Here is a 23,025-nt window from a genome sequence, read left to right on the forward strand (position 1 = left end):
CGGTCGGCCCCTTATCAAGAACCCACAAGGAAAGACTCATGGCTCTCAAAGAATACGCAGGCTCCATCGTCCTGGAAGTGGACGGCCAGGAAATCGACGTCATCGACCTCAACGTCAGCAGCAAAACCGGCCGCAAGCTGGTGAAAACCATGAACTCCAGCGGCCGCGCCAAAGGCTTCGCCCGCGGCGTGTCGGAATACGAACTGGCCGTGACCGTCTCCATCCCGCTGAGCGGCGAGATCGACTGGGAAGCGATCGAAGGCGCCAAGCTGACCGAATTCCCGCTGGCGCCGGGCGGCAAGCGCGTGAGCTACCTGGACTGCTTCACGCTGGAAGTCGGCGAGAAATACGGCGTGGAAAACGAAGCGCGCCGCGACATCAAGCTGATGTCGCTGCGGAAGGTTTCTGAATAAACCCAGCGTCTTCAGTTGATCACACCGGCGGTCCTGAACGGGGCTGCCGGCCTCTCCACGGCTCTCCATCCGCCGAGTCGCCGGATCTCGCACCTGAACCTCTCTTGATTCGAGACGCACATGAACAAAAGGAAACCCCGCGCCACAACGGGACCGGATCTGAATTGGCAGCGATGGCAACAAGTCAAGCCTGAGATATTGGCTGCCGCCAACAAGGCCGGCGTGGATCCCGCCGTTCTCGCCCGTATCGCCAATATGGAGAGCATGGGTTTTAACACCAATGCCCGCCCAATTTCCAAATCTAGCCCCGAGCTCAATAAAGTCCGGCAATTCGACGGCATCATGGCGATGTCCAGCGCCCACGGGCTGGGCCAATTCATCGACGGCACCTGGCTGGAAATGCTGCGCAAGCATGGCTCCAAATACGGCATTGCAAACGCAGAAAAACTCACCGCCTCCGATGCGGCCCGCTATCGAAAAGATGTGCGTCTTCAGGCAGCCATGCTAGCGGAATTTACCAAATCCAATATCGAGCAAGGCCGCAAACTTGGCGGCAAAGACGATAACGCCAACACCTACGCCTTGCATAATTTAGGCAGCGGCGATGGCCCCAAATTCCTCGCAGCGCTCAAGCGCAACCCAAACGCGCCCATCAGCGACGTGCTCTCGAAATCGGTCATCGCGCGCAATCCAACCCTGTATGGCGATGGCTCCATCAGCCTAGAACACGCCTATCGCACTATGGGCAAGCTGATGGCTGCGGGCGACCGCTACGCCAAAGACGCTTCCCAGCAGCAACCTGCCTCTCCTGCGGCAGCCGCATTTCCGCGCCCGGCCACCTCCAGCGAGACCACCGCACCCGCAGCGAAGCAAGCCGAGCGCGCCGCGCTTCAAGCTAGCAAAGCGCAAACTTCACATCAGACGGCTGAGCACCCTTCGCAAGCGGCGTCCCGCCCTGCCGCGCCACCTGCTCACTCGTCCCAGCAAGCCATTCTCGCCCAACGTCCCCGCTTCAACGGCTACAAGTACCAATACGGCGGCAACGGCGAGCAAGACGCCAAGGGCGTCAAGCGGATCGACTGCTCCCATCTGGTCAACCAGGCGGTCAAGGGCGCCGGCTACGCCATTCCGTACCAGACCACCGCCGACATGGCGCATTCCAAGTATTACGAGGAAGTTGATGCCAAAGACGTCAAACCCGGCGACATCGCGCTGTGGAATGGCGACAAGCATCACACCGGCATCGTCGAGAACTACGACGCCAAGACCGGCAAAGGCAGCTTCTTCGGCGCGCAGTCCAAGAAAGGCGCGTCCGGCGCCCAAATGGGTAAGGGCGCATGGTGGGGGCAACCGCAGAAATTCCTGCGCCCCAAGGCCGAATATCTGCAAGCGCCCCCCGCCGCCGCCGTGCAGAAAGCGCCTCAACCCAAACCTGCGGCGTCTCAACCCCTTACGCGGAAACCAGTCACTGCGAAATCCGCCGCGGCGGCATCCGCCCAACCGCCCGCGGCCACAGATGCCGTGCAAAAGCTGCTGAAGGCCGAAGGCACCACTCGCGTCTACCAGATGGCCGACGGCACGGTGCAGACGCGTGCCGGCGGCACCGTGGCCTGGCGCAACAACAACCCGGGCAACTTGAAGTTCGGCTATGCCGGCAGCCATGACAAAACCGACCACAGCAAGCGCAGCAAAGCCCGCGCACTGGCGGACGCGCAAAAGCGCTACCAGGGCGTGGTCGATCTGGATCAATGGGGCAACGCCATCTTTGCCGACGAAGCGGCGGGACGCGCAGCCAAGGCTCAATTGCTGACCCAGCGGCACGGCGACAAGACCATCGAACAGATGCTGCCCCAATACGCGGTTTCGGACTACTCGGGCAAGGCCAATCATGCCAAGTACGCCGCAGGCATCTACCAGTTGGCCGCCAGCCGCGGCCTGGACCTGCATGGCAAGAAAATCAAGGACCTGACTCATCCGGAGTTCGAGGCCCTGATGGACGGCATGAAGAAAATAGAAGGCTTCAAGGCCGGCAAGGTGGAAGTCAGTGGCGCGTCCGGCATCAGCGCCGTATCGCCATCTTCTGCCGAGCCCCACATCACGCCGCCGGCCAAAGCGACCATCGCCGCCAAACCGGCTGAATCTGCTGGCCCAAGCGCGGCAGCGGCCAAGCCGGCAACTCCGGCCAAAAAATCCGCGCCGACCGGTCAAGCCACACCTGCTCTCGGCAATACAGCCGAATCTCAGTTATCCGCCTTGGTAGGCCAACTCAGCGCCGCGCTGGCGCAGCTGGCGCAACCGATACGCGTAGTCGTCGACGTCCAAAACGGCAATATCGTCGCCGCCGTCAACGCCGCCAATAGCAAGCAACAAAGGAGGAATTGATGTTCAGCCTCAATGTATCCGCAGGCACCCCATCCGCCGGCGCCCTGGTGGACGCCAGCTTTCGCGGCGTGCGCTTCGACTGCCTGAAAAGCGTGGACAGCGCGCAGCGCGACCAGGCGCTGCACGAATATCCGTACAAGGATGGCGCGGACGTGGAAGACCTGGGCCGCAAGGCGCGCAAGGTATCGCTGTCCGCCATGTTCTGGGGCAATAACTACCAACGCCGGCTGCGCGAGCTCGTCGCCGCGCTGGATGCCGCCGGCCCCGGCGAGCTGGTGCACCCGGTGTTCGGCAGCATGCCGCAAGCGCAGGTGCTGGATTACCAGATCAGCCACGACGCCGACGCGCCGGACTCCTGCACAGTGGACATCAACTGGGTGGAAGCCACGCCGGGCAATCCGTTTTTCGCCGCCGGCGCCGCCCTGCCGCAGGCGGAGGCCATCTCGTGCCAGGTCGACAAGCTGCGCCAGATGGCCGGCGAGGCTTTCTCCAAAGCGCAAGGCGTGGTGGCGACGGCCAAGGGCGCGCTGGGCCGGGTGGCCGCGCTGCGCCAGCAGCTCACCGCCACGGTGGGACAGCTGGCGAAAATGGCCAACCAGGCGGTGGCCCAGGCCACGGACCTGCTGGCCTATCCGCAGGCCTTCGTCGCCCAGGCCGCCCAGTTGGTGGACGCGGCCGCCAATTGGCGCCTGGATCGACAAGTCGATCTGGGCCCGCTGCCGGCGCTGAAAACCGCCGCCGCGCTGCCCTCCGCCACGCTGGCCGACTGGAAAGCGCTGCGCCGCCGCCTGGAAAACCTGCCGGCCACGGTGCGCCAGAATATCGCCCCGCTTGCCGCCGGCGCCTCGCTGTCGGTCTGGGCCGATGACCAGCGCCGCATCGACGCCATGTTGCAGCTGCAAGTCTCCACCAAACTGGCCGCCGCGGCCGCCGGCATCTTTCAAAGCGAAGCGCAAAAGCCGACGCTGACGCCGCCGGCGCTGGAGCAGATCGCCGGCGACGTGCGCGCCTCGCTACAAGCCACCATCGACCAATGGCGCGCCGGGATGGCGTCCGCAGACGCGTATCCGGTAGTGGACGGCCTGCGCACGCTGGGCCTGCAGGTGCAGCAAAGCGCCGCCGCGCTGATCGCCGCCAAACCGCCCTTGCTGAAGCGCAAGGTGGAGGCCGCCTGCAATCTGCGCCAGCTGGCCCACCTGTGGTATGGCGACAGCCAGCGCGCCGACGAGCTGCTGCGGCTCAACCCGCAGCTGTCGCAACCGAATCACCTGACTCCGGGAACCCTGGTCTATGGCTACGCCCGCTAATCATGCCGTCAGCCTGCAAATCAACGGTCGCCGGCACGGCGACTGGACCCACTATTCCATCGATTCCGACCTGGCCATGGCCGCCGACGGCTGGCAGGTGTCGCTGGGCCTGCCCGGCGGCGCCTTTCCGCCGGAAGTGGAGCCGGGCGCGCTGGTGAAAGTGCAGGTAGGCGGCGAAACCGTGCTGCTGGGCCGCATCGACGACATCAGCCACAGCGTCGCTTCCGGCAGCCATCAGCTGGCGCTGTCCGGCCGCGACCTGGCCGGCATGTTGCTGGACTGCAGCGCGCCCTTGTTCACCGCCAAGGGCATGACGCTGCAGGACGTGCTGGACAATGTGGTGAAACCGCTGGGCATCGCCAATATCCGCGTCGATGCCAAGGCCCAGGGCCAGATCGAGAAGATCAACGTCGATCCCGGCAACAGCGCCTGGGATGTGCTGAGCCGCGCCGCGCAGGCCAACGGCCTGACCGCCTGGTTCGATCCGGATGGCACTCTGGTGGTGGGCGGCCCGGACTATAGCCGCCCCGCCTCCGCGCGGCTGATCCTGCGCCGCGACGGCAAGGGCAACAATGTGCTGAGCCTGAGCGAAACCCGCTCCCACGCGCAGCGCTATTCCGAGCTGACGCTGCTGGGCCAGGGGCACGGCCAGGCCTTGACGGCCGGCCGCCACGCCATGCGCCATCAAACCTTCGATTCCGACGTCTGCTACCACAAGCCGCGCATCCAAGTGGAGCCGGACGCCGCCAGCCCGGCCGAACTGGCCGCGCGCGCCGACAAGATGCTGGCCGACGCCCGCCTGGCCGGCTACACGCTGAGCGCCACCGTGGCCGGCCACCGCGACAGCCAGGGCGCGCTATGGACGCCCGGCCAGCGCATCGAGGTGGAAAGCGAGCCGCACGGCATCCACGGCACCTATTTCCTGATGGCGCGCACCTTCGAGGGCGGCCGCGGCCAAGGCTGCGTCACGCGGCTGACGCTGAAGGAAGACCAGTGCTGGATACCGGCGATGCGCGCCGGAAAACAAAGCCCCTAAACCCTTTATTGGCCACGGAAAGACACGGAAAAAAACCATCAATGCCTCGTCATCTCCGGAAAATCGGCGAAATTACGGACAAATATAGGTTCTGATGGCGGTTCTATCGTGTGAAAAGCTCCATGTCTGATTTAATTTTTCCGTGCCTTCCGTGTGTTTCCGTGGCTATTGCTATGTTTTTCAGGATTAAAGGAAACTGCCATGTGGCATGAAGTGGATCAAAGAATACGCCGCGCCTTCAGCAATGTGCGCCAGGGCTTCCGCGCGGCGCTGACCCACGTGGACAGCGGCGGCGGCGTGCAGCTGGCCCAGGCCGACGCGCTGGCCGGCGAGCGGCTGCAGGACGCCGAGCTGTTCCAGCATTACGGCTACACCTCCAATCCGCCGCCGGGCAGCATGGCCATGGTGCTGCCGCTGGGCGGCCGCAGCAGCCACAGCGTGGTGATCGCCACCGAGCACGGCAGCTACCGGCTGCAATCGCTGCAACCGGGAGAGGTGGCGCTGTACAGCGACGAAGGCAGCAAGATCGTGCTCAAACGCGGCAGAATCATCGCCGTGGAGTGCGACACCTTCCAGCTCAGCTGCAAGAACTGGCAAGTCAACGCCAGCGAACAAGCCAGCTTCACCACCCCCGCCTTGAAAACCAGCGCCCAATTCACCGCCCAGGGCCAGATCAACGGCAACGGCGGCCTGGCCATCCAGGGCGGCAGCGGCGCCAGCGTCAACGGCGACATCCAGCTGTCCGGCTCGATGAACGCCAGCGGCGACGTCAAAGCCAGCGGCAAGAGCCTGGCATCCCACACCCATGACGCGCCCAACGGCCCCACCAGCCCGCCCAAGTAAGCCGCGCCACTGACCGGCGTCCTCTGCCGCCTCCTTCCCCCATCCAGGAAAATAGCCATGGACCCACTATTGGACCCCGTCACCGGCGACTACGCCGGCACCGCTACCGATACCCTCGCCAACGCCATCTACCTCAGGCTGATGACCCCGCTTGGCGGCTGGTGGGCCGATGCGACACTGGGCTCCCGCCTGCACGAGCTGTCGCGCAGCAAAGACAGCAGCCGCATCGACCTGTTGGCCTGCCAGTACGCCGAACAAGCGCTGCAGCCGCTGCAACAGGACGGCCGCACCAGCCGCATCCAGGTATCGGCGCAGCGGCAAGGCCCCGGCCGCCTGCTGCTGAGCATTGAAGTCGCCGAAACCGGCGGCCACATCCGACATTTCCAACATCAAGTGAGGATAGCCTGATGCCCCTGTCCACGCCCGACTTCGCCAGCATTCGCGACGCGTTGCTGCGCGACCTGCAAAACCTGCGCGCCGATGCCGCCACCGCGCCGGACAGCGACAACTTCGTCCGCGCCAGCGCCACCGCCGGCGCGGTGGAAGGGCTGTACCAGCACCAGAGCTGGATCGCGCGCCAGATCTTCCCCGACACCGCCGACAGCGCCTACCTGGAACAACACGCCCGCCTGCGCGGCATCGTGCGCAAGCCGGCCACCGCCGCCAGCGGCTGGCTGCAGATCAACGGCGCGCCCGGCGCGCTGGTGGCCAGCGGCCTGCAAGTGCGAGTGGGCGACCAGCTGTACGTCGCTCAGCCCTTCGATGCGCAGGGCAAGCCGGCGCCGGACCGGCTGGACGCCAACGGCCAGGCCAGCCTGCCCATCCAGGCCAGCCAGCCCGGCAGCGCCGGCAATCAGCCCGCCAATCTGCCGGTGGAACTGATGCAGGCGCCGTCCGGCATCGCCAGCAAAGCCATGCTGCTGACGATGACCGGCGCCACCGACGAAGAAAGCGACCCGGCCCTGCTGGACCGCCTGCTGGAGCTGATCCGCCGCCCGCCCGCCGGCGGCAACCAATACGATTACCGCCGCTGGGCGATGGAAATCGACGGCGTCAGCGCCGCCTACGTCTACCCGCTTCGCCGCGGCGCCGGCACCGTGGACGTGGTCATCACCGCCGACGGCAGCCTGCCCTCGGATAAAACGCTGGCCAAGGTGCAGGCCCATATCGAAGATTTGCGGCCCGTCACCGCTAAAAACTGCCTGGTGCTGGCGCCCACCCCGCGCCCGGTGGACATCGACGTGGCGCTGGATCTGGGCGGCATGAGCGCGGACGCTTTCACGCCGCTGCTGCAGCAAACGCTGCAAGCCTATTTCGCCGGCCTCGCCCCCGGCGAGCAGCTGGTCAAAAGCCGGATCGAAGCGATGATTTCCGACCTGCCCGGCGTGCAGGACCGCCAGCTCAACGCCCCGCCCGGCAACGTCAAACCGGTTTCCGACGCCAGCAAGGTGGAATGGCTGCGCCTGGGCCAATTGACGGTGAGGACGCTGAAATGATGCCGCAACCGCCCTACCAGGAATTGCTGGCCCGGCTGCTGCCGCCAGTCAGCTACTGCCCGGACGGCCCGCGGCTGCAAGCCGAACTGGCCAGCGAGGGCGCGGCGCTGGACCGCGCGCAAAGCTCTGCCCGCCAGCTGGCCGGCGCCGTCACCCCGCTGCAAGCCGAGGCGTTGCTGCCGGACTGGGAACGCATCTGCGGCCTGACGCCACCGCCCGGCGCGCCCTACCAGCAGCGTCAACAGGCCGTGCTGGCCAAGCTGGCCGAAACCGGCGGCCTGTCCATCCCCTACTTCACCCGGCTGGCCGCCGGCATGGGTTACAAAATCCAGATCGCCGAGCCGCAGCCGTTCCGCGCCGGCGTCAACCGCGCCGGCCAGCAGCTGTGGAGCGAAGACATCCCCTGGGTGTGGCAGGTGACGGTGTTCGGCAGCAAGGTCCGTCCCTACCAGTTCCGCGCCGGCCAATCGCTTGCTGGCGAACGCCTCACCGCCTTCGGCGACCCCAGGCTGGAGGAAATGATCCAGGACCTCAAACCGGCCCACACCTTCGTTTACTTCGCCTACCAGCCGTAAACCATCGCGGCGCATGCCCACTGCCCGACCCTCTCCTCACCCGGCCCTGCCGCCAGCGGCAAGCCGCCTCCCATCCATTCCTCAGGAGCGCCCATGCAAGACCCCATCAAACCCATTCCCACGCCGGACCAGAAATTCCACGACGGCAACCCCGCCTCCGGCGAGCTCGGCACCATCGTCAGCGCCGACTGGCTGAACAATGTGCAATCCGCCCTCCAGGCCACCCAACAGGAAGTGCTGTCGGTGCTCAAGGACACCGGCCAAGCCAGCGATCCGGCGCGCCAGGATCAGCTATTGCAGGCCGTGAAGAAAATCGCCTGGGGCGGCAACAGCAAGCCCACCACCCTGGCGGGATACGGCATTACGGATGGTTTGACGCTGCGACCCCAGCTCGGCGATAGGGTCGATTTGAACAACATCACGGACGATGGTCTGTACCACAATCCAGCCAATGCTTATGCCACCAACGGCGCCAATTACCCGGTGCCGTACGCCGGTCTGCTGTTCGCTTTTGCCGATGGCGAGATGGTCTACCAGCAATATCAGTCCTACAACAATGCCGGCTGCTGGTACCGCTGCCGCTACCGCGGCAACTGGACCCAATGGCAAAAGCTGGCCGACGCCGCCACCACGTTGGCCGGCTACGGCATCACCGACGGCGCCACCAAGGCAGAGCTGAAAGCGGCAGTGGATGGACTCGTCAGCGGCGCGCCCGGCGCGCTGAACACGCTGCAGGAACTGGCGGCCGCGCTGGGCAACGACAACAACTTCGCCGCCACCATCACCAACAAGCTGGCCGGCAAGGCCGACAAATCCAGCTCGCTGGCCGGCTACGGCATCAACACGCTGGCGCTGTCCACCGCGCAAACGTCGCAGATCTTCAAAACCACGCCCAACGTCTACGACAATAATCTCTACACCAATGGCACGCTGGAGCTGCGCTCCACCGGCACCGACTTCCCGTCGCTGGGCCTGCACCGTCCCGGCAATAGCGCCGTGGCCTTGGTGCACAAAAGCTATGGTGACGATACCTTGGTTTTGAAAGAGGCAACAGGCAGCGAATACCGCGTGTGGCATTCGGGAAATGACAGTCAAATCATCAAGAAACGTCGCTACCGGGTTCATGCTGATGACGGTACATCCCTCGACAACTCTGTAACAGCCGGAGAAATGGGTTTCAATTACCACACATCCAGCAGCGGCATCGACGGCCCGTATATCTCCTTCGGCGGCTTGAACACGACAAGCGACTATGCTTGCCAGTTAACAGCCGACTACATCAATGGAAACGTGATGCGTTTCCGTACTCGCAATGATGATAGCGCCAAGCGCTGGAACCCATGGTACACGCTAATCCATGAAGGCTATCTGACCGGCCAGGTCGCCTTCTTCGCCATGTCCGCTCCGCCGCAAGGATGGCTCAAAGCTAATGGCGCAGCAGTCAGCCGCAAAGACTATCCGTCCTTGTTCGCGGCGCTTGGCACCTATTATGGCGCGGGCGACGGCTCCACCACTTTCAACCTGCCGGACCTGCGCGGCGAGTTCGTTCGCGGCTGGGATGACGGTCGCGGCGTGGATAACGGACGCGGCTTCGGCACTCGACAAAACCCCACCGCGATTCGCTGTCTGATCGATAAGTATAGCGGCGCTTATCCTGCAGGCACCTTCGCAGTTGGCGCATGGGATACCGAAAATGATTGGACCAACACAGTGGTCGAGGGAAATAAAACCCCAACTGATCTGAACAATACAACCTATTACGTTGCCAATGCATCCGCAGTTCCCGGTTCCGGCGATAACGGTGCCTTCTCAACTCGCCCCCGCAACGTCGCTCTGCTCGCCTGCATCAAATACTGAGGATTCCGCCATGCAAGACAACAACAAAACCGTCTACGCCTACCACCCGCAAACCGGCGAATACCAGGGCCCGACCGCGGCCGACCCGTCGCCGCTGCAACCCGGCGTCTGGCTGTTGCCGGCTTACAGCACCGAGCTGCAGCCGCCGGTCACTGCGGAGCGCCAGGCCGCCGTCTTCAGTAACGGTAGCTGGAGCATCATGCCCGACTGGCGCGCCGTCAAATTGTGGAGCGTCCAAACCGCGCAGCCGGTGCAGGCCAAACTGGGCGACACGCCGGACAGCCTGCGCGCCACGCTGCTGCAACCGTGCGAATTCCCAGCCTGGGACGGCAAGGGCTGGAGCATCAACAAAACGGCTCAGGCCGCCGCGCTGGCGCAGAAGACTGCCGCGGAATTGAAGCAGCGCCTGGCCGACGCCTACGCCGCCCGACGTCCCTTGGAGGACGCCGAATCGCTCGGCATCGCCTCTGCGGCTGAGCTGGACAAACTGGCAGCCTGGAAACGCTACTGCGTAGAGTTGTCCCGCCTGCCGGATTTGGCAATGTGGCCGCGGCTGGTGGAAACCGACTGGCCCAAACAACCCGCCTAGATATCGTCAGGCTTTCCTCTGCTAAACGGTGGCGCATGCTGCCGTTTTGCGCTTTGCGCGCACTGAAATCCGTCCACTGATCCCCCCAAGCCTCCTGCCGCACAATCGTCTCCATTCTCAATCGGCGACATCTGTCATCGGCCCCAGCGGCCGATTTCTCATTACCAGCGGGAGGCGCTTTCCATGCAAGACCAGCTCAAACCCATCACCAGCCCGGACGGCCTGTTCCATGACGGCAACCCCGCCACCGGCGAACTCGGCACCATCGTCACCTCGGACTGGCTCAACGGCGTCCAATCCGCGGTGCAAACCACGCAGCAGGAACTGCTGTCCGTCATCAAGAGCAACGGCCAAAACCCGGACCCGGCGCGCAAGGATCAGCTGCTGCAGGCGGTACAGAACATCGCCTGGGGCGGCAATCAAAAGCCAACTACATTGGCGGGATATGGCATCACGGATGGGGCCAGCAAAACCGACTTGCAAATCTCCATGGATGCTTCCCACACGCTGAGATATGGCGACTTCCTTCGTACCACCAACTCAAAAAATGCGACGGGTCGCGTAATTGGCATAGGCGAGAATAGACTCTATCTAGGCGACATCGACGGCGTAGCCGAGCAGCTTTCCTTGCAAGTCGCCGGCATCGCCGTGGCTGGTGCCACCAAAGATGGCATGGCCTTAAATGGCACGCCCACCACAACAACCCCCGCCGTGAACGCCAACGCCAAACAAGTGGCCAATGTGGAGTATGTGCAAACTGCCATCAACAACCTGGTGTCGGGCGCGCCGGATACGCTGAACACGCTGAAGGAGTTGGCAACTGCTCTGGGCAACGATAGCAATTATGCCGCCACCATTACCAAGCAGCTTGCTGCCAAAGCCGACAAATCCAGCACGCTCTCTGGTTATGGCATTACAGACGGCGCCAGCAAAACCGATCTGCAGACTGCTATTGATGCTTCCCGTACATTGAAATATGGGGATTTCCTTCGCACCTCCAATGCGAAAAACACGACGGGCCGCGTGTTTGGCATGGGGGAAAACAAACTCTATCTCGGCGATATCGACGGCATAGCTGATCTGCTTTCCTTGCAAGTCTCCGGTGTCGCCGTGGCCAACGCCACCAAGGACGGCCTGGCCTTGGCCGGGGTGCCTACAACGCCTACTCCTTTGCCCGGAGCCAATGCCAAGCAGGTCGCCAATGTCGAACACGTCGCCTCTTCTATTCTTGGCGCCTTTGCCAGCATTTTGGATAATCCGGGCTACCAAAAATTTCCCAACGGCCTGACGCTCCAGTGGGGAACCGCCTCCATTCAAGCTGGCATCGCATCGACCCAGGTATCCTTCAAAACCCCATTCAGCACGGGTCCGTTGATCCCGCCTATCGCCATCAACAACAACAGCGCTTACAACACTGTAGTCAGCAGCTACTCCAACACCGGCATGACGTTATCCAATTCATCGTCCTCTTCCAACGCGGGGACCATTTCCTGGATCGCCATCGGCATTTAAAGCGCATGTTCCACGTGAAACCGCGCCTGTTCAGCGCGGTTTTTGCATGGTGTGGCACAGCTCAGCGCAGCACCACCAGCGCAGTGCCTGCACAGCTGACCGCCGCGCCTATCCAGGCCAGCGGCGGCGGCGGGCGGCGCAACGTGACCCACAGCATGGGCAGGATCAGCACCGGACTTAGCGCGGACAGGATGCCAACGGTCGCTACATTGGCATGCTGCAGAGCCAGCATGATCAGCGTCATGCCCAAGCCGAGCGCCACCAGGCCGTTCAGGGCGGTCTGGCCCAGCATGCGCAGCGTGTACGGCCCGCGGCTTTTCGCCAGGCGCCAGCCGCTGCACCACAGCAGATAATGCGCGCCGCAGCTGACGCCCATGCGCAGCGCCGATGCGGTCATCGGCTCCAGCCCGGCCGCCATCGCCGGCTTAGCAAAGAAGGTGCCCAGCGCCTGACATAGCGCGGCAGCCAGGCCCAGGGCGACGCCAGAAGCCAGCTTGTCGTTGCGCTCCCATACGTGGGCGGCCACTTCGCGCCGGCCAAAGGCCACCGCCAGCAGCACGCCGCCAAACACCAGCGCGCTGCCCAGCATGGCGCCGGCGCTCAGGCGTTCAGACAGAAACAGCACGCCCAACAGCACCGAGAACACTGAGTGCATGGCGAACAACAGGCCGGTGCGGCGCGGCCCCAGCCGGTTCATCGAGGCGAACATCACCGTGTCGCCCAGGAAGATTCCAGCCAGGCCGGAAATGAGAACCGGCCACAATGCGGCCGCGCTGATGCTGTGCCAGCCGCCAGACAGCAGGCTGTAAGCGCCTAATACGATGGTCAGCAGCGTCAGCCGCAAGCGGGTGAAGGCAAAAGGGCCGAAATGGCGGGAGGGCGCGGCGCCCAGCAGGCCGCCCAAGGCCCAGCAGCCGGCGGCGCCGACTGCGGCAAAGTCATACCACATCATTCATCCAATAAATAAATTTCGACGCGCTCTTTGCCCTTGCCGAGATTGCGGCGCTTGAGGGCGATGTTACCCACTTCGCCGCTGCGCTTGAGGTGGGTGCCGCCGCAAGGCACGCGGGCGAAGCCGGGCAACTCCCAGTAGCGGCGCTCGGCCGCCACATCGGAAAAGGCGCTGACGATGGGCAGATCGGCCTCGATCAGCCGCTGCGCCTCGGCGGCAATAGCGGGCAGCAAGGCAGTGATCGGCTGGCCTAGGGCAAAGTCTATCCGCGCCTTGTCCTCGGCGATGTGGGCGCCGATCTTCTCCACGCCGGCCGCCTGGCGGCAGATCACTTCCAGCACCAGTTCTGCGGCGAAATGCAGCCGCATCAGCCGGTAGCGGCGCGGCCAGTCTATTTTCACCGCCACCTCGGCGCCGGCTTGCAGGCCGTGGCCCGGCTCCAGCGTATAGACGATGTCCGGCCCTTGCTTCTCCGCCAAGCAAACAGAGCGGCCGCCTATGCTGCCGCTGTCGCTCTCCTGGCCGCCAGAGAAGGCATAGAAGATGGTGGCGTCCAACCATACCCGTTCGCCCTCCACGCGTCGGACGCGGGTCAGGAGTTCCGTCTGATATGGATCGCACCAGAATTGCTTGCGGGTCATGTCTGCCGCCTCCTTCGACATCATCCTGCGTCGCCCGCCTGGCCTTCATGCGCCAGCCGCTGGTACACCCCCTGCTCCAGCCTCTCCATCAGCCGCTCTGGTCTGGATAGCGGCGTGAAGCCGTATTGCCCGTACAAGCCGTGGGCATCGGCAGTGGCCAGCATCATGCGGCGCAGGTTCTGCAGCTCTGGATGCGCCAGCATGGCGGCGACGATCTGCTTGCCTATGCCCTGCCCTTGCCGCCCATCCAGCACAAAGATATCGGCCAGATAGGCAAAGGTGGCGCGGTCGGTCACCACCCGGCCAAAGCCGACTTGGCTACCCACCTCGTCATAGGCGCCAAAGCATAGGGAATGCTCAAGCGAGCGCTCGAAGATGTCGCGCGGCAGCCCGCGCGCCCAGTACGACTGCTGCGACAGATACTGGTAGATCCGCTCGCGCTCCAGCCGCCGCGGATCGCAATCGATGTGCACCGCCATGGCCACGCCCTTGCGTTCTGAAAAGGCCTAGCCTAAACAAGTCTATGGCACCCAACAAGCGCTTGGCATGAAAACAATGTGTTTATGCCAAAACCACCTTGATTTATGGAATTTCATTCCTTTGTTTCACGCAAAAGCCCGTTGCCAGCCGAGGAAAAAACTCGCACGATAAGGGTTTGCCCATCGCCGCCCTCTCCATGAACCCATTGCCGCTGCTGAGAAACCTGCTATTCGCGCTGTTGGCGCTGGCCATCCTGCTATGGTGCTATGGCAGCTGGCAGAGCCGGCCGGAACTGGTGGAGGCCGCCATCTGGCTGGGCGACGGCCTGGCCATGCTAGGTGCCTACCTGGTGCCCACCTTCACCGCGCTGCTGGTCAAAAGCCCGCGGCTGCGCACCGTGGCGCTGCTGAATGTATTGGGCGGATGGCTGATTCTGCCGTGGCTGCTGGCAATGGGCCTGGCGTTGAAACGCGACGACCTGGCCTGAGCGCCGCGCCGCACACCGGGCGACCCGCCGACGCAACAGGCGCGCGCCCACACCTTAAGAGGAGAAGACTCGTGTTCCAACATATCGACGCCTACGCCGGCGACCCCATCTTGTCGCTGGTCGAAGCCTTCGGCAAAGACGCCCGCGCCGACAAGGTCAATCTCAGCATCGGCCTGTATTACGACGAAGCCGGCCGCATCCCGCGGCTGAAGGCGGTGGAGCAGGCTGAAGCGCTGCTGGCGAGCCAGCCGCAGCCGCCGTGTACGTATCTGCCGATGGACGGTCTGGCGGCTTATCGCAACGCCATCCAGATCCTGCTGTTCGGCGCCGAACACCCGGCCGTGAAAAGCGGCCGCATCGCCACGCTGCAGACGCTGGGCGGCTCCGGCGCGCTGAAAGTGGGCGCGGACTTCCTCAAACGCTATTTCCCGACGTCCAACGTCTGGGTCAGCGACCCGACCTGGGACAACCACATCGCCATTTTCGAAGGCGCCGGCTTCACGGTGGAGCGTTACCCGTATTTTGATCCGGCCACCCGCGGCGTCGACTTCCCGGCCATGCTGGCCAAGCTGGAAACGCTGCCGGCCAAGAGCATCGTGCTGCTGCACCCCTGCTGCCACAACCCCACCGGCGCGGACCTGACCAACGCGCAGTGGGACCAAGTGGTGGCCGTGGCCAAGGCGCGCCAGCTGATCCCCTTCCTGGACATCGCCTACCAGGGCTTCGGCGCCGGCCTGGAGCAAGACGCCTACGCCATCCGCGCCATGGCCGATGCCGGCGTGGCCTGCCTGGTCAGCAATTCCTTCTCCAAGATCTTCTCGCTGTACGGCGAGCGCTGCGGCGGCTTGTCCGTGGTGTGCGACGACGCCGCCGAAGCGGCGCTGGTGGCCGGCCAGCTGAAGGCCACCGTGCGCCGCAACTACTCCAGCCCGCCGACGCATGGCGCCAAGGTGATTGCCGCCGTGCTGAACGATCCGGAATTGAGGGCGCTGTGGGTATCGGAAGTGAATGAGATGCGCGAGCGCATCCAGGCGATGCGCGGCGTGCTGGTGCAAGTGTTGAAGGAAGCGCTGCCTGGGCGCGACTTCGGCTACCTGATGAACCAGCGCGGCATGTTCAGCTACACCGGCTTCAGCCAGGCCCAGGTGGACAAACTGCGCGAGCAGTTCGGCGTCTATCTGGTGGGCAGCGGCCGCATGTGCGTGGCCGGCCTCAACACCGCCAACGCGCCCTACGTGGCCCAGGCCTTCGCCAAGGTGCAGTAAGCGCGGGCAGAATCAGCAAAGCGGCTGCGGCCGCTTTTTTTCATGCGCGCACCATGTCGCGCCAGCCGAGCCGGGCAGTATGCGCCGCCAGCATCAGCCAGCCGGCATCGTCTTCCAGCTCGGCCAGCCGCAGACAGCTCAGCGCCAGCTTGATGCTGTGATCGTCGGCCTGCGAGCGCGCCAGCGCGGCGATTTCCCCAACATCGGCCAGAATCATCTTCCCCGGCCGCGGCAAAGGCGGACAACCGTTGCGGATATAATAGCAAAGCGCAATGCGAACAATGCGTTGGTTTGGCCGTGACGCCGCTCAAGCGCAAGCAAGCGGCGAAAAACCATTCCGCTCTCGCTGGGCAGCCAGGCTTTACGTTTCTTTGCAAACCGTCCTTGCCGCTAGCAGCTTGCACAACATCCAACCATTAGAATCTGCTGATCTTATCCCCATGAGGCGGCCAAGGCGCAGCCGCCTAGTGTCTCCATGAAGAGAATTGCAGCATGCGTAACCTTGCCCACCACATCCTGCCGACTTCCGCCACCATGCTGGGCGTATGCATGACCGTCATCCCCATCATCAAGCTGATGAAGGTTGGCCATGTCGGCACCATCATCGACGAACTGCTAGCCGACGACAGCGTCATCTTCCTGATCAGCGCCTTGTTGTCTTACTTATCGATACGCCGTCCCAGTTGGGGCCGTTTGGAACGGCATGCGGACATCGCCTTCATCTTTGGCCTGTGCGGCATGTCGGTGTGCGCGGTGTTGCTTTCATTCGAATTGCTGTAAATCCATTTCAACATGACAAAAGGGCAAGCCTCCCGGCCTGCCCTTGCTTTCCATCACCATAAACGGATAACGCTCATGCGGCGGAACGCCCCGGCAACGCCGGGGCTTCCGCCCTACTTTACAGCGACGGCAATACCCCGCCGCCGATCAGGCCGTTGAAGCGGCCGCTGGCCATCAGGGCGGCGGCTTTTTCGATGTCCGGCGCGAAGTAGCGATCTTTATCGTAGAACGGCACTTGCTCGCGCAGCATCGCCTTGGCCGCTTCCAGTTTCTCGCTGGATTGGTTAGGCGCGCGGAAGTCTATGCCCTGGCACGCCGCCAGCAGCTCGACGCCCAGGATGCCGGCGGTGTTGCCTGCCATCTCCTTCAGGCGGCGGCCGGCAAAGGTGGCCATGGAGACGTGGTCTTCCTGATTGGCGCTGGTGGGCAGGCTGTCCACCGAAGCCGGATGCGCCAGCGACTTGTTCTCGCTGGCCAGCGCGGCGGACGTCACCTGCGCGATCATGAAGCCGGAGTTGACGCCGCCGTTGTTGACCAGGAAAGGCGGCAGCTTGGACAGATTGCTGTCGATCAGCAGCGCCATGCGGCGCTCGGACAAGGAACCGATTTCGGCGATGGCCAGCGCCAGGTTGTCGGCGGCGAAGGCCACCGGCTCGGCGTGGAAGTTGCCGCCGGACAGGATATCGTTGTCGCCGGCGAACACCAGCGGGTTGTCGGACACCGCGTTGGCTTCCACGCGCAGCACTTCGGCGGCATGGCGGATCTGGGTCAGGCAGGCGCCCATCACCTGCGGCTGGCAGCGCAGCGAGTACGGGTCCTGCACCTTGCCGCAGTTTTCGTGCGAGCGTTCGATATCGCTATGGTCCAGCAGCTGCCGGTACAGGCGGGCGGCGTCGATCTGGCCTTGATGGCCGCGCACGGCGTGGATGCGCGCGTCGAACGGGGTGCGGCTGCCCAGCGCGGCTTCCACCGACAGGCTGCCGGCCACGGTGGCGGACACATACAGGTCCTCGGCGGCGAACAGGCCTTCCAGCGCGAAAGCGGTGGACGCCTGGGTGCCGTTCAGCAGGGCCAGGCCTTCCTTCGGCGCCAGGGTGATCGGTTCCAGGCCGGCGGCGCGCATCGCCTCGGCGCCGGACACGCGCTTGCCGTCGACAAAAGCCTCGCCCTCGCCGATCAGCACCGCGCTCATATGCGACAGCGGCGCCAGGTCGCCGGACGCGCCGACCGAACCCTTCTGCGGAATCACCGGATAGATCTGGCGGTTGAACAACGCAACCAGCGCGTCGATGACCTGGCGGCGGATGCCGGAGAAGCCGCGCGCCAGCGAGTTGATCTTCAGCGCCATCACCAGGCGCACGCTGCTGTCTTCCATCGGCGCGCCGATGCCGGCGGCGTGGGACAGCACGATGGAACGCTGCAGCAGCTCCAGCTCGTCGGTGGCGATCTTGGTATTGGCCAACAGGCCGAAGCCGGTGTTGATGCCGTAAACGGTGCGGCCCTCGGCCAGCACGCGCGCCACGGTGGCGGCGGAGGCGTCGATCTCCGCATGCGCGGACGGATCGATCTGCAATTGCAGGCCGGTTTCACGTGAAACACGGCGCAGGTCGGCCAGCGTCAGCTGGCCCGGTACGATGTTGAGGATGCTCATGGCTTCTGTCTCTCTTGCTTCTCTTATGTTTTGCTCATCGATGGCTGATCCGGGCCGGATTCAGCCGATGCGGGACCAGATCAGCGTCACGCGTTCTTTCAATCCCTGGCCGGACAGCTTGAGCCGCCCGTCCGGCAGCCGCTCCGCTTCGCGTCGCATGGTCTGGCCGATTGCCGCCGGCGCGCTGGATTGCAAGGCGGTGTGGTAGACCACCCCCGGCTCCTTGCCCAGCCGCCAGCGGCCGGTGTAGAAGTTGGACACCCGCTGCGCGTCTTCGGGGCTGGGATTGGCCAGCGGCTGGCGGTTCTGCGCCACGCTGACGTAGCCGCTGGCGGTATAGATCAGCGTGCCGCTCTGCTCGCCAGGCCAATGAAAGGCCTCGCCGTTTTCGCGGTGGACGATGAAGTCGTCCAGCTTCCATTCGCCGATCAGGTCTGATGCTTGCACTGCCAAATCTCCCATGATGCAGGCGGAACGCCCCGCTGGCGGGGCTTCCGCGCCTACGCGTTTACTTCAGCATCGGCAGGTCCAGGCCCTGCTCTTTGGCGCAGTTCACCGCGATGTCGTAGCCGGCGTCGGCGTGGCGCATCACGCCGGTGGCCGGGTCGTTGCGCAGCACGCGGCCCAGGCGCTCGGACGCGGCATCCGTCCCGTCGCAGACGATGACCACGCCGGCATGCTGCGAGAAGCCCATGCCCACGCCGCCGCCGTGGTGCAGCGAGACCCAGGTGGCGCCGCCGGCGGTGTTCAGCAAGGCGTTGAGCAGCGGCCAATCGGACACCGCGTCGGAACCATCCTTCATGGATTCGGTTTCGCGGTTGGGGCTGGCGACGGAGCCGGAGTCCAGGTGGTCGCGGCCGATGACGATGGGCGCCTTCAATTCGCCGTTCTTCACCATTTCGTTGAAGGCCAGGCCCAGGCGGACACGGTCTTTCAGGCCCACCCAGCAGATGCGCGCCGGCAGGCCCTGGAAGGCGATGCGTTCCTTGGCCATGTCCAGCCAGTTGTGCAGATGCGGGTCATCCGGGATCAGTTCCTTCACCTTGGCGTCGGTCTTGTAGATGTCTTCCGGATCGCCGGACAACGCCACCCAGCGGAAGGGGCCGATGCCCTCGCAGAACAGCGGACGGATGTAGGCCGGGACGAAGCCGGGGAAGTCGAAGGCGTTTTGCACGCCCTCTTCCAGCGCCATCTGGCGGATGTTGTTGCCGTAATCCAGCGTGGCCGCGCCGCGTTCTTGCAGCGTCAGCATGGCGCGCACTTGCACAGCCATGGATTTCTTGGCGGCGGCGGTGATTTCGGCGGCGGCGGTCTTCTGCTTGTCGCGCCACTGGGCCACAGTCCAGCCCTGCGGCAGATAGCCGTGCACCGGATCGTGGGCGGAGGTCTGGTCGGTGACCACGTCCGGGGTGATGCCGCGCGCCACCAGCTCGGCGAACACGTCGGCGGCGTTGCCCAAGAGGCCCACCGACACCGCCTTGCCCGATTGCTTGGCGTCTTCCAGAATCGCCAGCGCCTCGTCCAGCGTGGTGGCCTTGCGGTCCACATAACGGGTTTTCAACCGGAAATCGATGCGGGTTTCGTCGCATTCGACGGCGATCATGGAAAATCCGGCCATGGTGGCAGCCAGCGGCTGCGCGCCGCCCATGCCGCCCAGGCCGCCGGTCAGAATCCAGCGGCCTTGCGGCTTGCCATCGAAGTGCTGGTTGGCGACGGAGAAGAAGGTCTCGTAGGTGCCCTGCACGATGCCTTGCGAGCCAATGTAGATCCAGGAGCCGGCCGTCATCTGGCCGTACATCATCAGGCCTTTTTTATCGAGCTCGTTGAAGTGCTCCCAGTTGGCCCAATGCGGCACCAGATTGGAGTTGGCGATCAGCACCCGCGGCGCGTTTTCGTGGGTCTTGAACACGCCGACCGGCTTGCCGGACTGCACCAGCAGCGTTTCATCGTCCTCAAGCCGCCGCAGCGTCTCCAGGATCTTGTCGTAGCATTCCCAATTGCGGGCGGCGCGGCCGATGCCGCCGTACACCACCAGGCTTTGCGGGTGTTCCGCCACTTCGGCGTCCAGATTGTTCTGGATCATGCGGTAGGCGGCTTCGGTCAGCCAGCTCTTGCAGGTCTTCTCGCTGCCGCGCGGCGCGCGGATATGGCGGGATGCGTCAAAACGCGGGTCGGTCATGGGGGCTCTCCTCTGTAAAACTTATATGCCTGATTGGCCACGAAAACCACGAAAGGACACGAAAAGAAACCAGACTCAACGCTTCCTCTCGCTCATCCACAGCCCACGCTTTTGCGTGCTTTTCGTGGGCCTCGTGGCTGAAATTCAGCTTTAACGTCGCAGATTGCGCGCCAACGACCAGGCCAGCCGCGCCGCCGCCTTGGCGCCGTGGCTGTCGATGTCGTATTCCGGGTTGAATTCCACCAGATCGGCGCCGACCAGCTTGCCGCTCTTGGCGATGCGCGCAGCCAGCGACTCCACCACGGCGATGTCGACGCCGTAGCCGGCAGGGGCGGACACCGCCGGCATCTGCGCCGCCGGCAGCACGTCCAGATCGATGGTCAGATAGACCACGTCCACGCTGTCGAGAAAATCCGCCAGTTGGCCGCGGATATCGGCCAGCTGCCAACCGTTCATGTCGGTGTCCAGCCGCCATTCGGCGCCCAGCCGCCGCGCGGTGTCGAACAGCGCCTGGGTGTTGGCGGTTTCGGCCACGCCCAGGCACAAGTAGCGGAAATGCTGGCCATGCTGCGCGCAGTCGGCGGCGATCTGCGCAAACGGCGTGCCGCTGGTGGCCTCGTCGGCATGGCGCAAGTCGAAGTGGGCGTCGAAATTGACGATGCCGATGCGCTTGCCGGGATGGGCATCGGCCAGGCCCAGCCAGTGGCCGTAGGCGGTTTCATGGCCCCCGCCCAGCACCAACGGCAGATGGCCGGCGGCGGAAACTTGCTGCACCTTCAAGGCCAGCTTGCGCTGGGCGGCGTCCAGATTGCCGGCGTCGCACACCACGTCGCCGGCGTCGTACAGCGGCTGCGTGGGGTGGTAGGCCAGATTGGCCAAGGCCTTGCGCAAGGCATGCGGGCCGCCGGCCGCGCCGATACGGCCCTGATTGCGCCGCACGCCCTCGTCGCAGGCGAAGCCGATGATGGCGATGCCCGGCGCGCCGCCTTCCGGCAAGGCCTGCACCACCTGGTGCCAGCGCCGCGCCGCCTCGCCTTCGCCGGCGTCGATGCGGCCGGTCCACACGCTCATATTGATGCTCATCGCTGAATCCTTGTCTTGCGCCACATCCGCCGCAGCAGGCAGCCGCGGCGTTTGCGTGGCGGTCATGCGCTTAATCGATGTGTTGAACCGTCCCGCGGAACACGCGCTGTTTCAACGCCGGCACGCCCACGCTATAGGCGATCTCGGCCGGATGTTCGATGTCCCATACCAAGAGGTCCGCCACATAGCCGGCCGCCAGGCGGCCATGCGTGGCGGCGCGGCCCAGAGCCTGCGCCGCGAGGCGGGTCACGCCGGCCAGCGCCTCTTCCGGCGTCAGGCCAAACAGCACGCAGGCCTGGTTCATCGCCAGCCGGATCGACGCGAACGGGCTGGTGCCGGGGTTCAAATCGGTGGACACCGCCATCGGCACGCCGGCGGCACGCAGCTTGTCCACCGGCGGTTTTTGCGTCTCGCGCAGGAAATAGAAAGCGCCGGGCAGCAACACCGCCACCGTGCCGGCACGCTTGAGCGCGGCGATGCCCTCCTCATCCAGGTATTCGATATGGTCGGCCGACAGGCCGCCGAACTCGGCCACCAGCGCCGCGCCGTGCAGGTTGGACAGCTGCTCGACGTGGCCCTTCACTTTCAGGCCATGGCCGCGCGCGGCTTCGAACACGCGGCGGGTTTGCGTCGGCGTGAAACCGACGGATTCGCAGAACACGTCCACCGCTTCGGCCAGGCCGGCCCTGGCCACCACCGGCAAGATGGATTCGATGACCAGATCGATATAGCCATCGGCGTCGCCGGCGTATTCCGGCGGCACCGCGTGCGCGGCCAACAGCGTGGCCGCCACTTCCACCGGCAGCGAATCCTGCAGCCGCCGCGCGGCGGCCAATTGCTTGAGTTCGTCCGCCTGGGTCAGGCCGTAGCCGGATTTGATCTCCACCGTGGTGACGCCTTCCGCCATCAGCGCCTTCAGCCGAGGCAGGCTCTTCAGCGCCAGTTCCTCCTCGTCCAGCCAGCGGGTGGCGCGCACGGTGGAGACGATGCCGCCGCCCTCGGCGGCGATCTGCTGGTAAGGCACGCCTGAGAGCCGCTTTTCCCACTCCGCCGCGCGGCTGCCGCCATACACTAGGTGGGTGTGGCAATCGATCAAGCCGGGCGTGACCCAACGGCCTTGCAGGTCGAACACCTCGCCGTCAAAAGCGGCCGGATCGACCTCCGACTGCGGCAACACCGCCGCGATGTGGCCGTCGCGCAACAGCAGCGCGTGGCCTTCCAGGCTGCCGTACGGAGCGGCGCGGGCCGGGTCCATGGTGGCCAGCCGGGCATTCAGCCATAGGCTGGGTCGGTGCGGATGAATCGGTGGCATCGGTTTCTCGCGCAGTGATTTGTATATACAAATACGCGCATGGTTTAGCACTGTCAAGCCGCTGATTTGTAAAATCCGCTACAAATCCTTGATGTTGCAAGGCAATAAAAAAGGCTATGTCCCAATTGTAAGTTGGTAGCCTCGCCCCACCGCTTCCTGCAAACAATGCACAGGTTGTATCTGCT

At 64.4% G+C, this 23,025-nt stretch carries 23 protein-coding genes; 14 read left to right on the plus strand and 9 right to left on the minus strand.

Translation table 11 applies throughout. The annotated features are described in order from the left end of the window. Positions 1-38: 38 nt before the first annotated feature. The 11 genes from QUG01_RS17330 (at position 39) to QUG01_RS17380 (ending at position 12,010) form a co-directional block, all read left to right on the plus strand. Positions 39-413 carry a phage tail protein gene (locus QUG01_RS17330; RefSeq protein WP_500831182.1) on the plus strand — a complete coding sequence of 125 codons (375 nt, stop codon included), beginning with the start codon at positions 39-41 and terminating at the stop codon, positions 411-413. 264 nt (positions 414-677) lie between these two features. After that, complete coding sequence (locus tag QUG01_RS17335) at positions 678-2,795, plus strand: NlpC/P60 family protein (RefSeq protein WP_500831183.1); 2,118 nt, start codon at positions 678-680, stop codon at positions 2,793-2,795. Continuing rightward, complete coding sequence (locus QUG01_RS17340; protein WP_500831184.1) at positions 2,795-4,102, plus strand: DNA circularization protein; 1,308 nt, start codon at positions 2,795-2,797, stop codon at positions 4,100-4,102. The genes QUG01_RS17335 and QUG01_RS17340 overlap by 1 nt, the downstream gene beginning before the upstream one ends. After that, positions 4,086-5,138 carry a phage baseplate assembly protein gene (locus QUG01_RS17345; RefSeq protein ID WP_500831185.1) on the plus strand — a complete coding sequence of 351 codons (1,053 nt, stop codon included), beginning with the start codon at positions 4,086-4,088 and terminating at the stop codon, positions 5,136-5,138. The genes QUG01_RS17340 and QUG01_RS17345 overlap by 17 nt, the downstream gene beginning before the upstream one ends. 201 nt (positions 5,139-5,339) lie before the next feature. Next, positions 5,340-5,981, plus strand: coding sequence for a phage baseplate assembly protein V (locus tag QUG01_RS17350; protein ID WP_500831186.1), 642 nt, complete (start codon positions 5,340-5,342; stop codon positions 5,979-5,981). Between the two features lie 57 nt (positions 5,982-6,038). Then, positions 6,039-6,389: a phage GP46 family protein gene (locus QUG01_RS17355; RefSeq protein WP_500831187.1), complete on the plus strand. Its 351-nt coding sequence runs from the start codon at positions 6,039-6,041 to the stop codon at positions 6,387-6,389. Beyond that, positions 6,389-7,477 carry a baseplate J/gp47 family protein gene (locus tag QUG01_RS17360; protein ID WP_500831188.1) on the plus strand — a complete coding sequence of 363 codons (1,089 nt, stop codon included), beginning with the start codon at positions 6,389-6,391 and terminating at the stop codon, positions 7,475-7,477. The genes QUG01_RS17355 and QUG01_RS17360 overlap by 1 nt, the downstream gene beginning before the upstream one ends. Next, positions 7,474-8,052 (plus strand): YmfQ family protein, encoded by a 579-nt coding sequence (locus QUG01_RS17365; RefSeq protein ID WP_500831189.1) that lies wholly within the window; start codon positions 7,474-7,476, stop codon positions 8,050-8,052. Before QUG01_RS17360 ends, QUG01_RS17365 begins: the two co-directional genes overlap by 4 nt. A gap of 201 nt (positions 8,053-8,253) precedes the next feature. Beyond that, positions 8,254-9,909 carry a tail fiber protein gene (locus tag QUG01_RS17370; RefSeq protein ID WP_500831190.1) on the plus strand — a complete coding sequence of 552 codons (1,656 nt, stop codon included), beginning with the start codon at positions 8,254-8,256 and terminating at the stop codon, positions 9,907-9,909. 10 nt (positions 9,910-9,919) lie between these two features. After that, the gene (locus tag QUG01_RS17375; protein WP_500831191.1) at positions 9,920-10,498 is read left to right on the plus strand and encodes a tail fiber assembly protein; all 579 of its coding nucleotides are present in this window, start codon (positions 9,920-9,922) and stop codon (positions 10,496-10,498) included. A gap of 183 nt (positions 10,499-10,681) precedes the next feature. After that, complete coding sequence (locus QUG01_RS17380) at positions 10,682-12,010, plus strand: gp53-like domain-containing protein (protein ID WP_500831192.1); 1,329 nt, start codon at positions 10,682-10,684, stop codon at positions 12,008-12,010. 61 nt (positions 12,011-12,071) lie between these two features. On the opposite strand, the gene QUG01_RS17385 is transcribed toward QUG01_RS17380, so the two are convergent. Genes QUG01_RS17385 through QUG01_RS17395 form a run of 3 tightly spaced genes read right to left on the minus strand, consistent with a single transcriptional unit; the run spans position 12,072 to position 14,082 of the window. Further along, positions 12,072-12,962 carry a DMT family transporter gene (locus tag QUG01_RS17385; RefSeq protein WP_500831193.1) on the minus strand — a complete coding sequence of 297 codons (891 nt, stop codon included), beginning with the start codon at positions 12,960-12,962 and terminating at the stop codon, positions 12,072-12,074. Continuing rightward, positions 12,959-13,603 (minus strand): alanyl-tRNA editing protein, encoded by a 645-nt coding sequence (locus QUG01_RS17390; protein ID WP_500831194.1) that lies wholly within the window; start codon positions 13,601-13,603, stop codon positions 12,959-12,961. Before QUG01_RS17390 ends, QUG01_RS17385 begins: the two co-directional genes overlap by 4 nt. Before the next feature lie 20 nt (positions 13,604-13,623). Next, complete coding sequence (locus QUG01_RS17395; protein ID WP_500831195.1) at positions 13,624-14,082, minus strand: GNAT family N-acetyltransferase; 459 nt, start codon at positions 14,080-14,082, stop codon at positions 13,624-13,626. 176 nt (positions 14,083-14,258) lie between these two features. On the opposite strand from QUG01_RS17395, the gene QUG01_RS17400 reads away from it, so the two are divergent. Both QUG01_RS17400 and QUG01_RS17405 read left to right on the plus strand, forming a co-directional pair. Next, positions 14,259-14,570: a superinfection immunity protein gene (locus tag QUG01_RS17400; RefSeq protein ID WP_500831196.1), complete on the plus strand. Its 312-nt coding sequence runs from the start codon at positions 14,259-14,261 to the stop codon at positions 14,568-14,570. A 71-nt stretch (positions 14,571-14,641) separates the two neighbouring features. Then, the gene (locus QUG01_RS17405; protein WP_500831197.1) at positions 14,642-15,835 is read left to right on the plus strand and encodes an amino acid aminotransferase; all 1,194 of its coding nucleotides are present in this window, start codon (positions 14,642-14,644) and stop codon (positions 15,833-15,835) included. A gap of 40 nt (positions 15,836-15,875) precedes the next feature. Here QUG01_RS17405 and QUG01_RS17410 read toward each other — a convergent pair whose 3' ends face one another. Next, positions 15,876-16,052 (minus strand): hypothetical protein, encoded by a 177-nt coding sequence (locus QUG01_RS17410; RefSeq protein ID WP_500831198.1) that lies wholly within the window; start codon positions 16,050-16,052, stop codon positions 15,876-15,878. 275 nt (positions 16,053-16,327) lie between these two features. Here QUG01_RS17410 and QUG01_RS17415 point away from each other — a divergent pair, with 275 nt between their 5' ends. Next, positions 16,328-16,615 (plus strand): hypothetical protein, encoded by a 288-nt coding sequence (locus QUG01_RS17415; protein WP_500831199.1) that lies wholly within the window; start codon positions 16,328-16,330, stop codon positions 16,613-16,615. A 118-nt stretch (positions 16,616-16,733) separates the two neighbouring features. Here QUG01_RS17415 and hutH read toward each other — a convergent pair whose 3' ends face one another. The 5 genes from hutH to hutI all read right to left on the minus strand — a co-directional run bounded on the left by hutH (position 16,734) and on the right by hutI (position 22,840). Then, on the minus strand, positions 16,734-18,266 hold the full coding sequence (hutH, locus tag QUG01_RS17420) for a histidine ammonia-lyase (protein ID WP_500831200.1): 1,533 nt from the start codon (positions 18,264-18,266) through the stop codon (positions 16,734-16,736). Between the two features lie 60 nt (positions 18,267-18,326). Then, positions 18,327-18,713, minus strand: a complete 387-nt coding sequence (locus QUG01_RS17425) for a lipocalin-like domain-containing protein (protein ID WP_500831201.1) — start codon at positions 18,711-18,713, stop codon at positions 18,327-18,329. A 61-nt stretch (positions 18,714-18,774) separates the two neighbouring features. Beyond that, positions 18,775-20,445 (minus strand): urocanate hydratase, encoded by a 1,671-nt coding sequence (gene hutU, locus QUG01_RS17430; protein ID WP_500831202.1) that lies wholly within the window; start codon positions 20,443-20,445, stop codon positions 18,775-18,777. 150 nt (positions 20,446-20,595) lie between these two features. Beyond that, positions 20,596-21,594 carry a formimidoylglutamase gene (gene hutG / locus QUG01_RS17435; protein WP_500831203.1) on the minus strand — a complete coding sequence of 333 codons (999 nt, stop codon included), beginning with the start codon at positions 21,592-21,594 and terminating at the stop codon, positions 20,596-20,598. 4 nt (positions 21,595-21,598) lie between these two features. Further along, entirely contained in the window at positions 21,599-22,840 is a 1,242-nt protein-coding gene (hutI, locus tag QUG01_RS17440) for an imidazolonepropionase (RefSeq protein ID WP_500831204.1), read from the minus strand. Positions 22,841-23,025: the final 185 nt, after the last annotated feature.

It is taken from the genome of Chromobacterium sp. CCUG 76385 (genome assembly GCF_059916625.1).

Bases quoted from the DNA above. Each gene is read 5' to 3' on its own strand.
- QUG01_RS17330 (WP_500831182.1), top strand. From the start codon at position 39: ATGGCTCTCAAAGAATACGCAGGCTCCATCGTCCTGGAAGTGGACGGC.
- QUG01_RS17335 (WP_500831183.1), top strand. From the start codon at position 678: ATGGGTTTTAACACCAATGCCCGCCCAATTTCCAAATCTAGCCCCGAG.
- QUG01_RS17340 (WP_500831184.1), top strand. From the start codon at position 2,795: ATGTTCAGCCTCAATGTATCCGCAGGCACCCCATCCGCCGGCGCCCTG.
- QUG01_RS17345 (WP_500831185.1), top strand. From the start codon at position 4,086: ATGGCTACGCCCGCTAATCATGCCGTCAGCCTGCAAATCAACGGTCGC.
- QUG01_RS17350 (WP_500831186.1), top strand. From the start codon at position 5,340: ATGTGGCATGAAGTGGATCAAAGAATACGCCGCGCCTTCAGCAATGTG.
- QUG01_RS17355 (WP_500831187.1), top strand. From the start codon at position 6,039: ATGGACCCACTATTGGACCCCGTCACCGGCGACTACGCCGGCACCGCT.
- QUG01_RS17360 (WP_500831188.1), top strand. From the start codon at position 6,389: ATGCCCCTGTCCACGCCCGACTTCGCCAGCATTCGCGACGCGTTGCTG.
- QUG01_RS17365 (WP_500831189.1), top strand. From the start codon at position 7,474: ATGATGCCGCAACCGCCCTACCAGGAATTGCTGGCCCGGCTGCTGCCG.
- QUG01_RS17375 (WP_500831191.1), top strand. From the start codon at position 9,920: ATGCAAGACAACAACAAAACCGTCTACGCCTACCACCCGCAAACCGGC.
- QUG01_RS17380 (WP_500831192.1), top strand. From the start codon at position 10,682: ATGCAAGACCAGCTCAAACCCATCACCAGCCCGGACGGCCTGTTCCAT.
- QUG01_RS17385 (WP_500831193.1), bottom strand. From the start codon at position 12,962: ATGATGTGGTATGACTTTGCCGCAGTCGGCGCCGCCGGCTGCTGGGCC.
- QUG01_RS17390 (WP_500831194.1), bottom strand. From the start codon at position 13,603: ATGACCCGCAAGCAATTCTGGTGCGATCCATATCAGACGGAACTCCTG.
- QUG01_RS17395 (WP_500831195.1), bottom strand. From the start codon at position 14,082: ATGGCGGTGCACATCGATTGCGATCCGCGGCGGCTGGAGCGCGAGCGG.
- QUG01_RS17410 (WP_500831198.1), bottom strand. From the start codon at position 16,052: ATGATTCTGGCCGATGTTGGGGAAATCGCCGCGCTGGCGCGCTCGCAG.
- QUG01_RS17415 (WP_500831199.1), top strand. From the start codon at position 16,328: ATGCGTAACCTTGCCCACCACATCCTGCCGACTTCCGCCACCATGCTG.
- hutH (WP_500831200.1), bottom strand. From the start codon at position 18,266: ATGAGCATCCTCAACATCGTACCGGGCCAGCTGACGCTGGCCGACCTG.
- hutU (WP_500831202.1), bottom strand. From the start codon at position 20,445: ATGACCGACCCGCGTTTTGACGCATCCCGCCATATCCGCGCGCCGCGC.
- hutG (WP_500831203.1), bottom strand. From the start codon at position 21,594: ATGACCGCCACGCAAACGCCGCGGCTGCCTGCTGCGGCGGATGTGGCG.
- hutI (WP_500831204.1), bottom strand. From the start codon at position 22,840: ATGCCACCGATTCATCCGCACCGACCCAGCCTATGGCTGAATGCCCGG.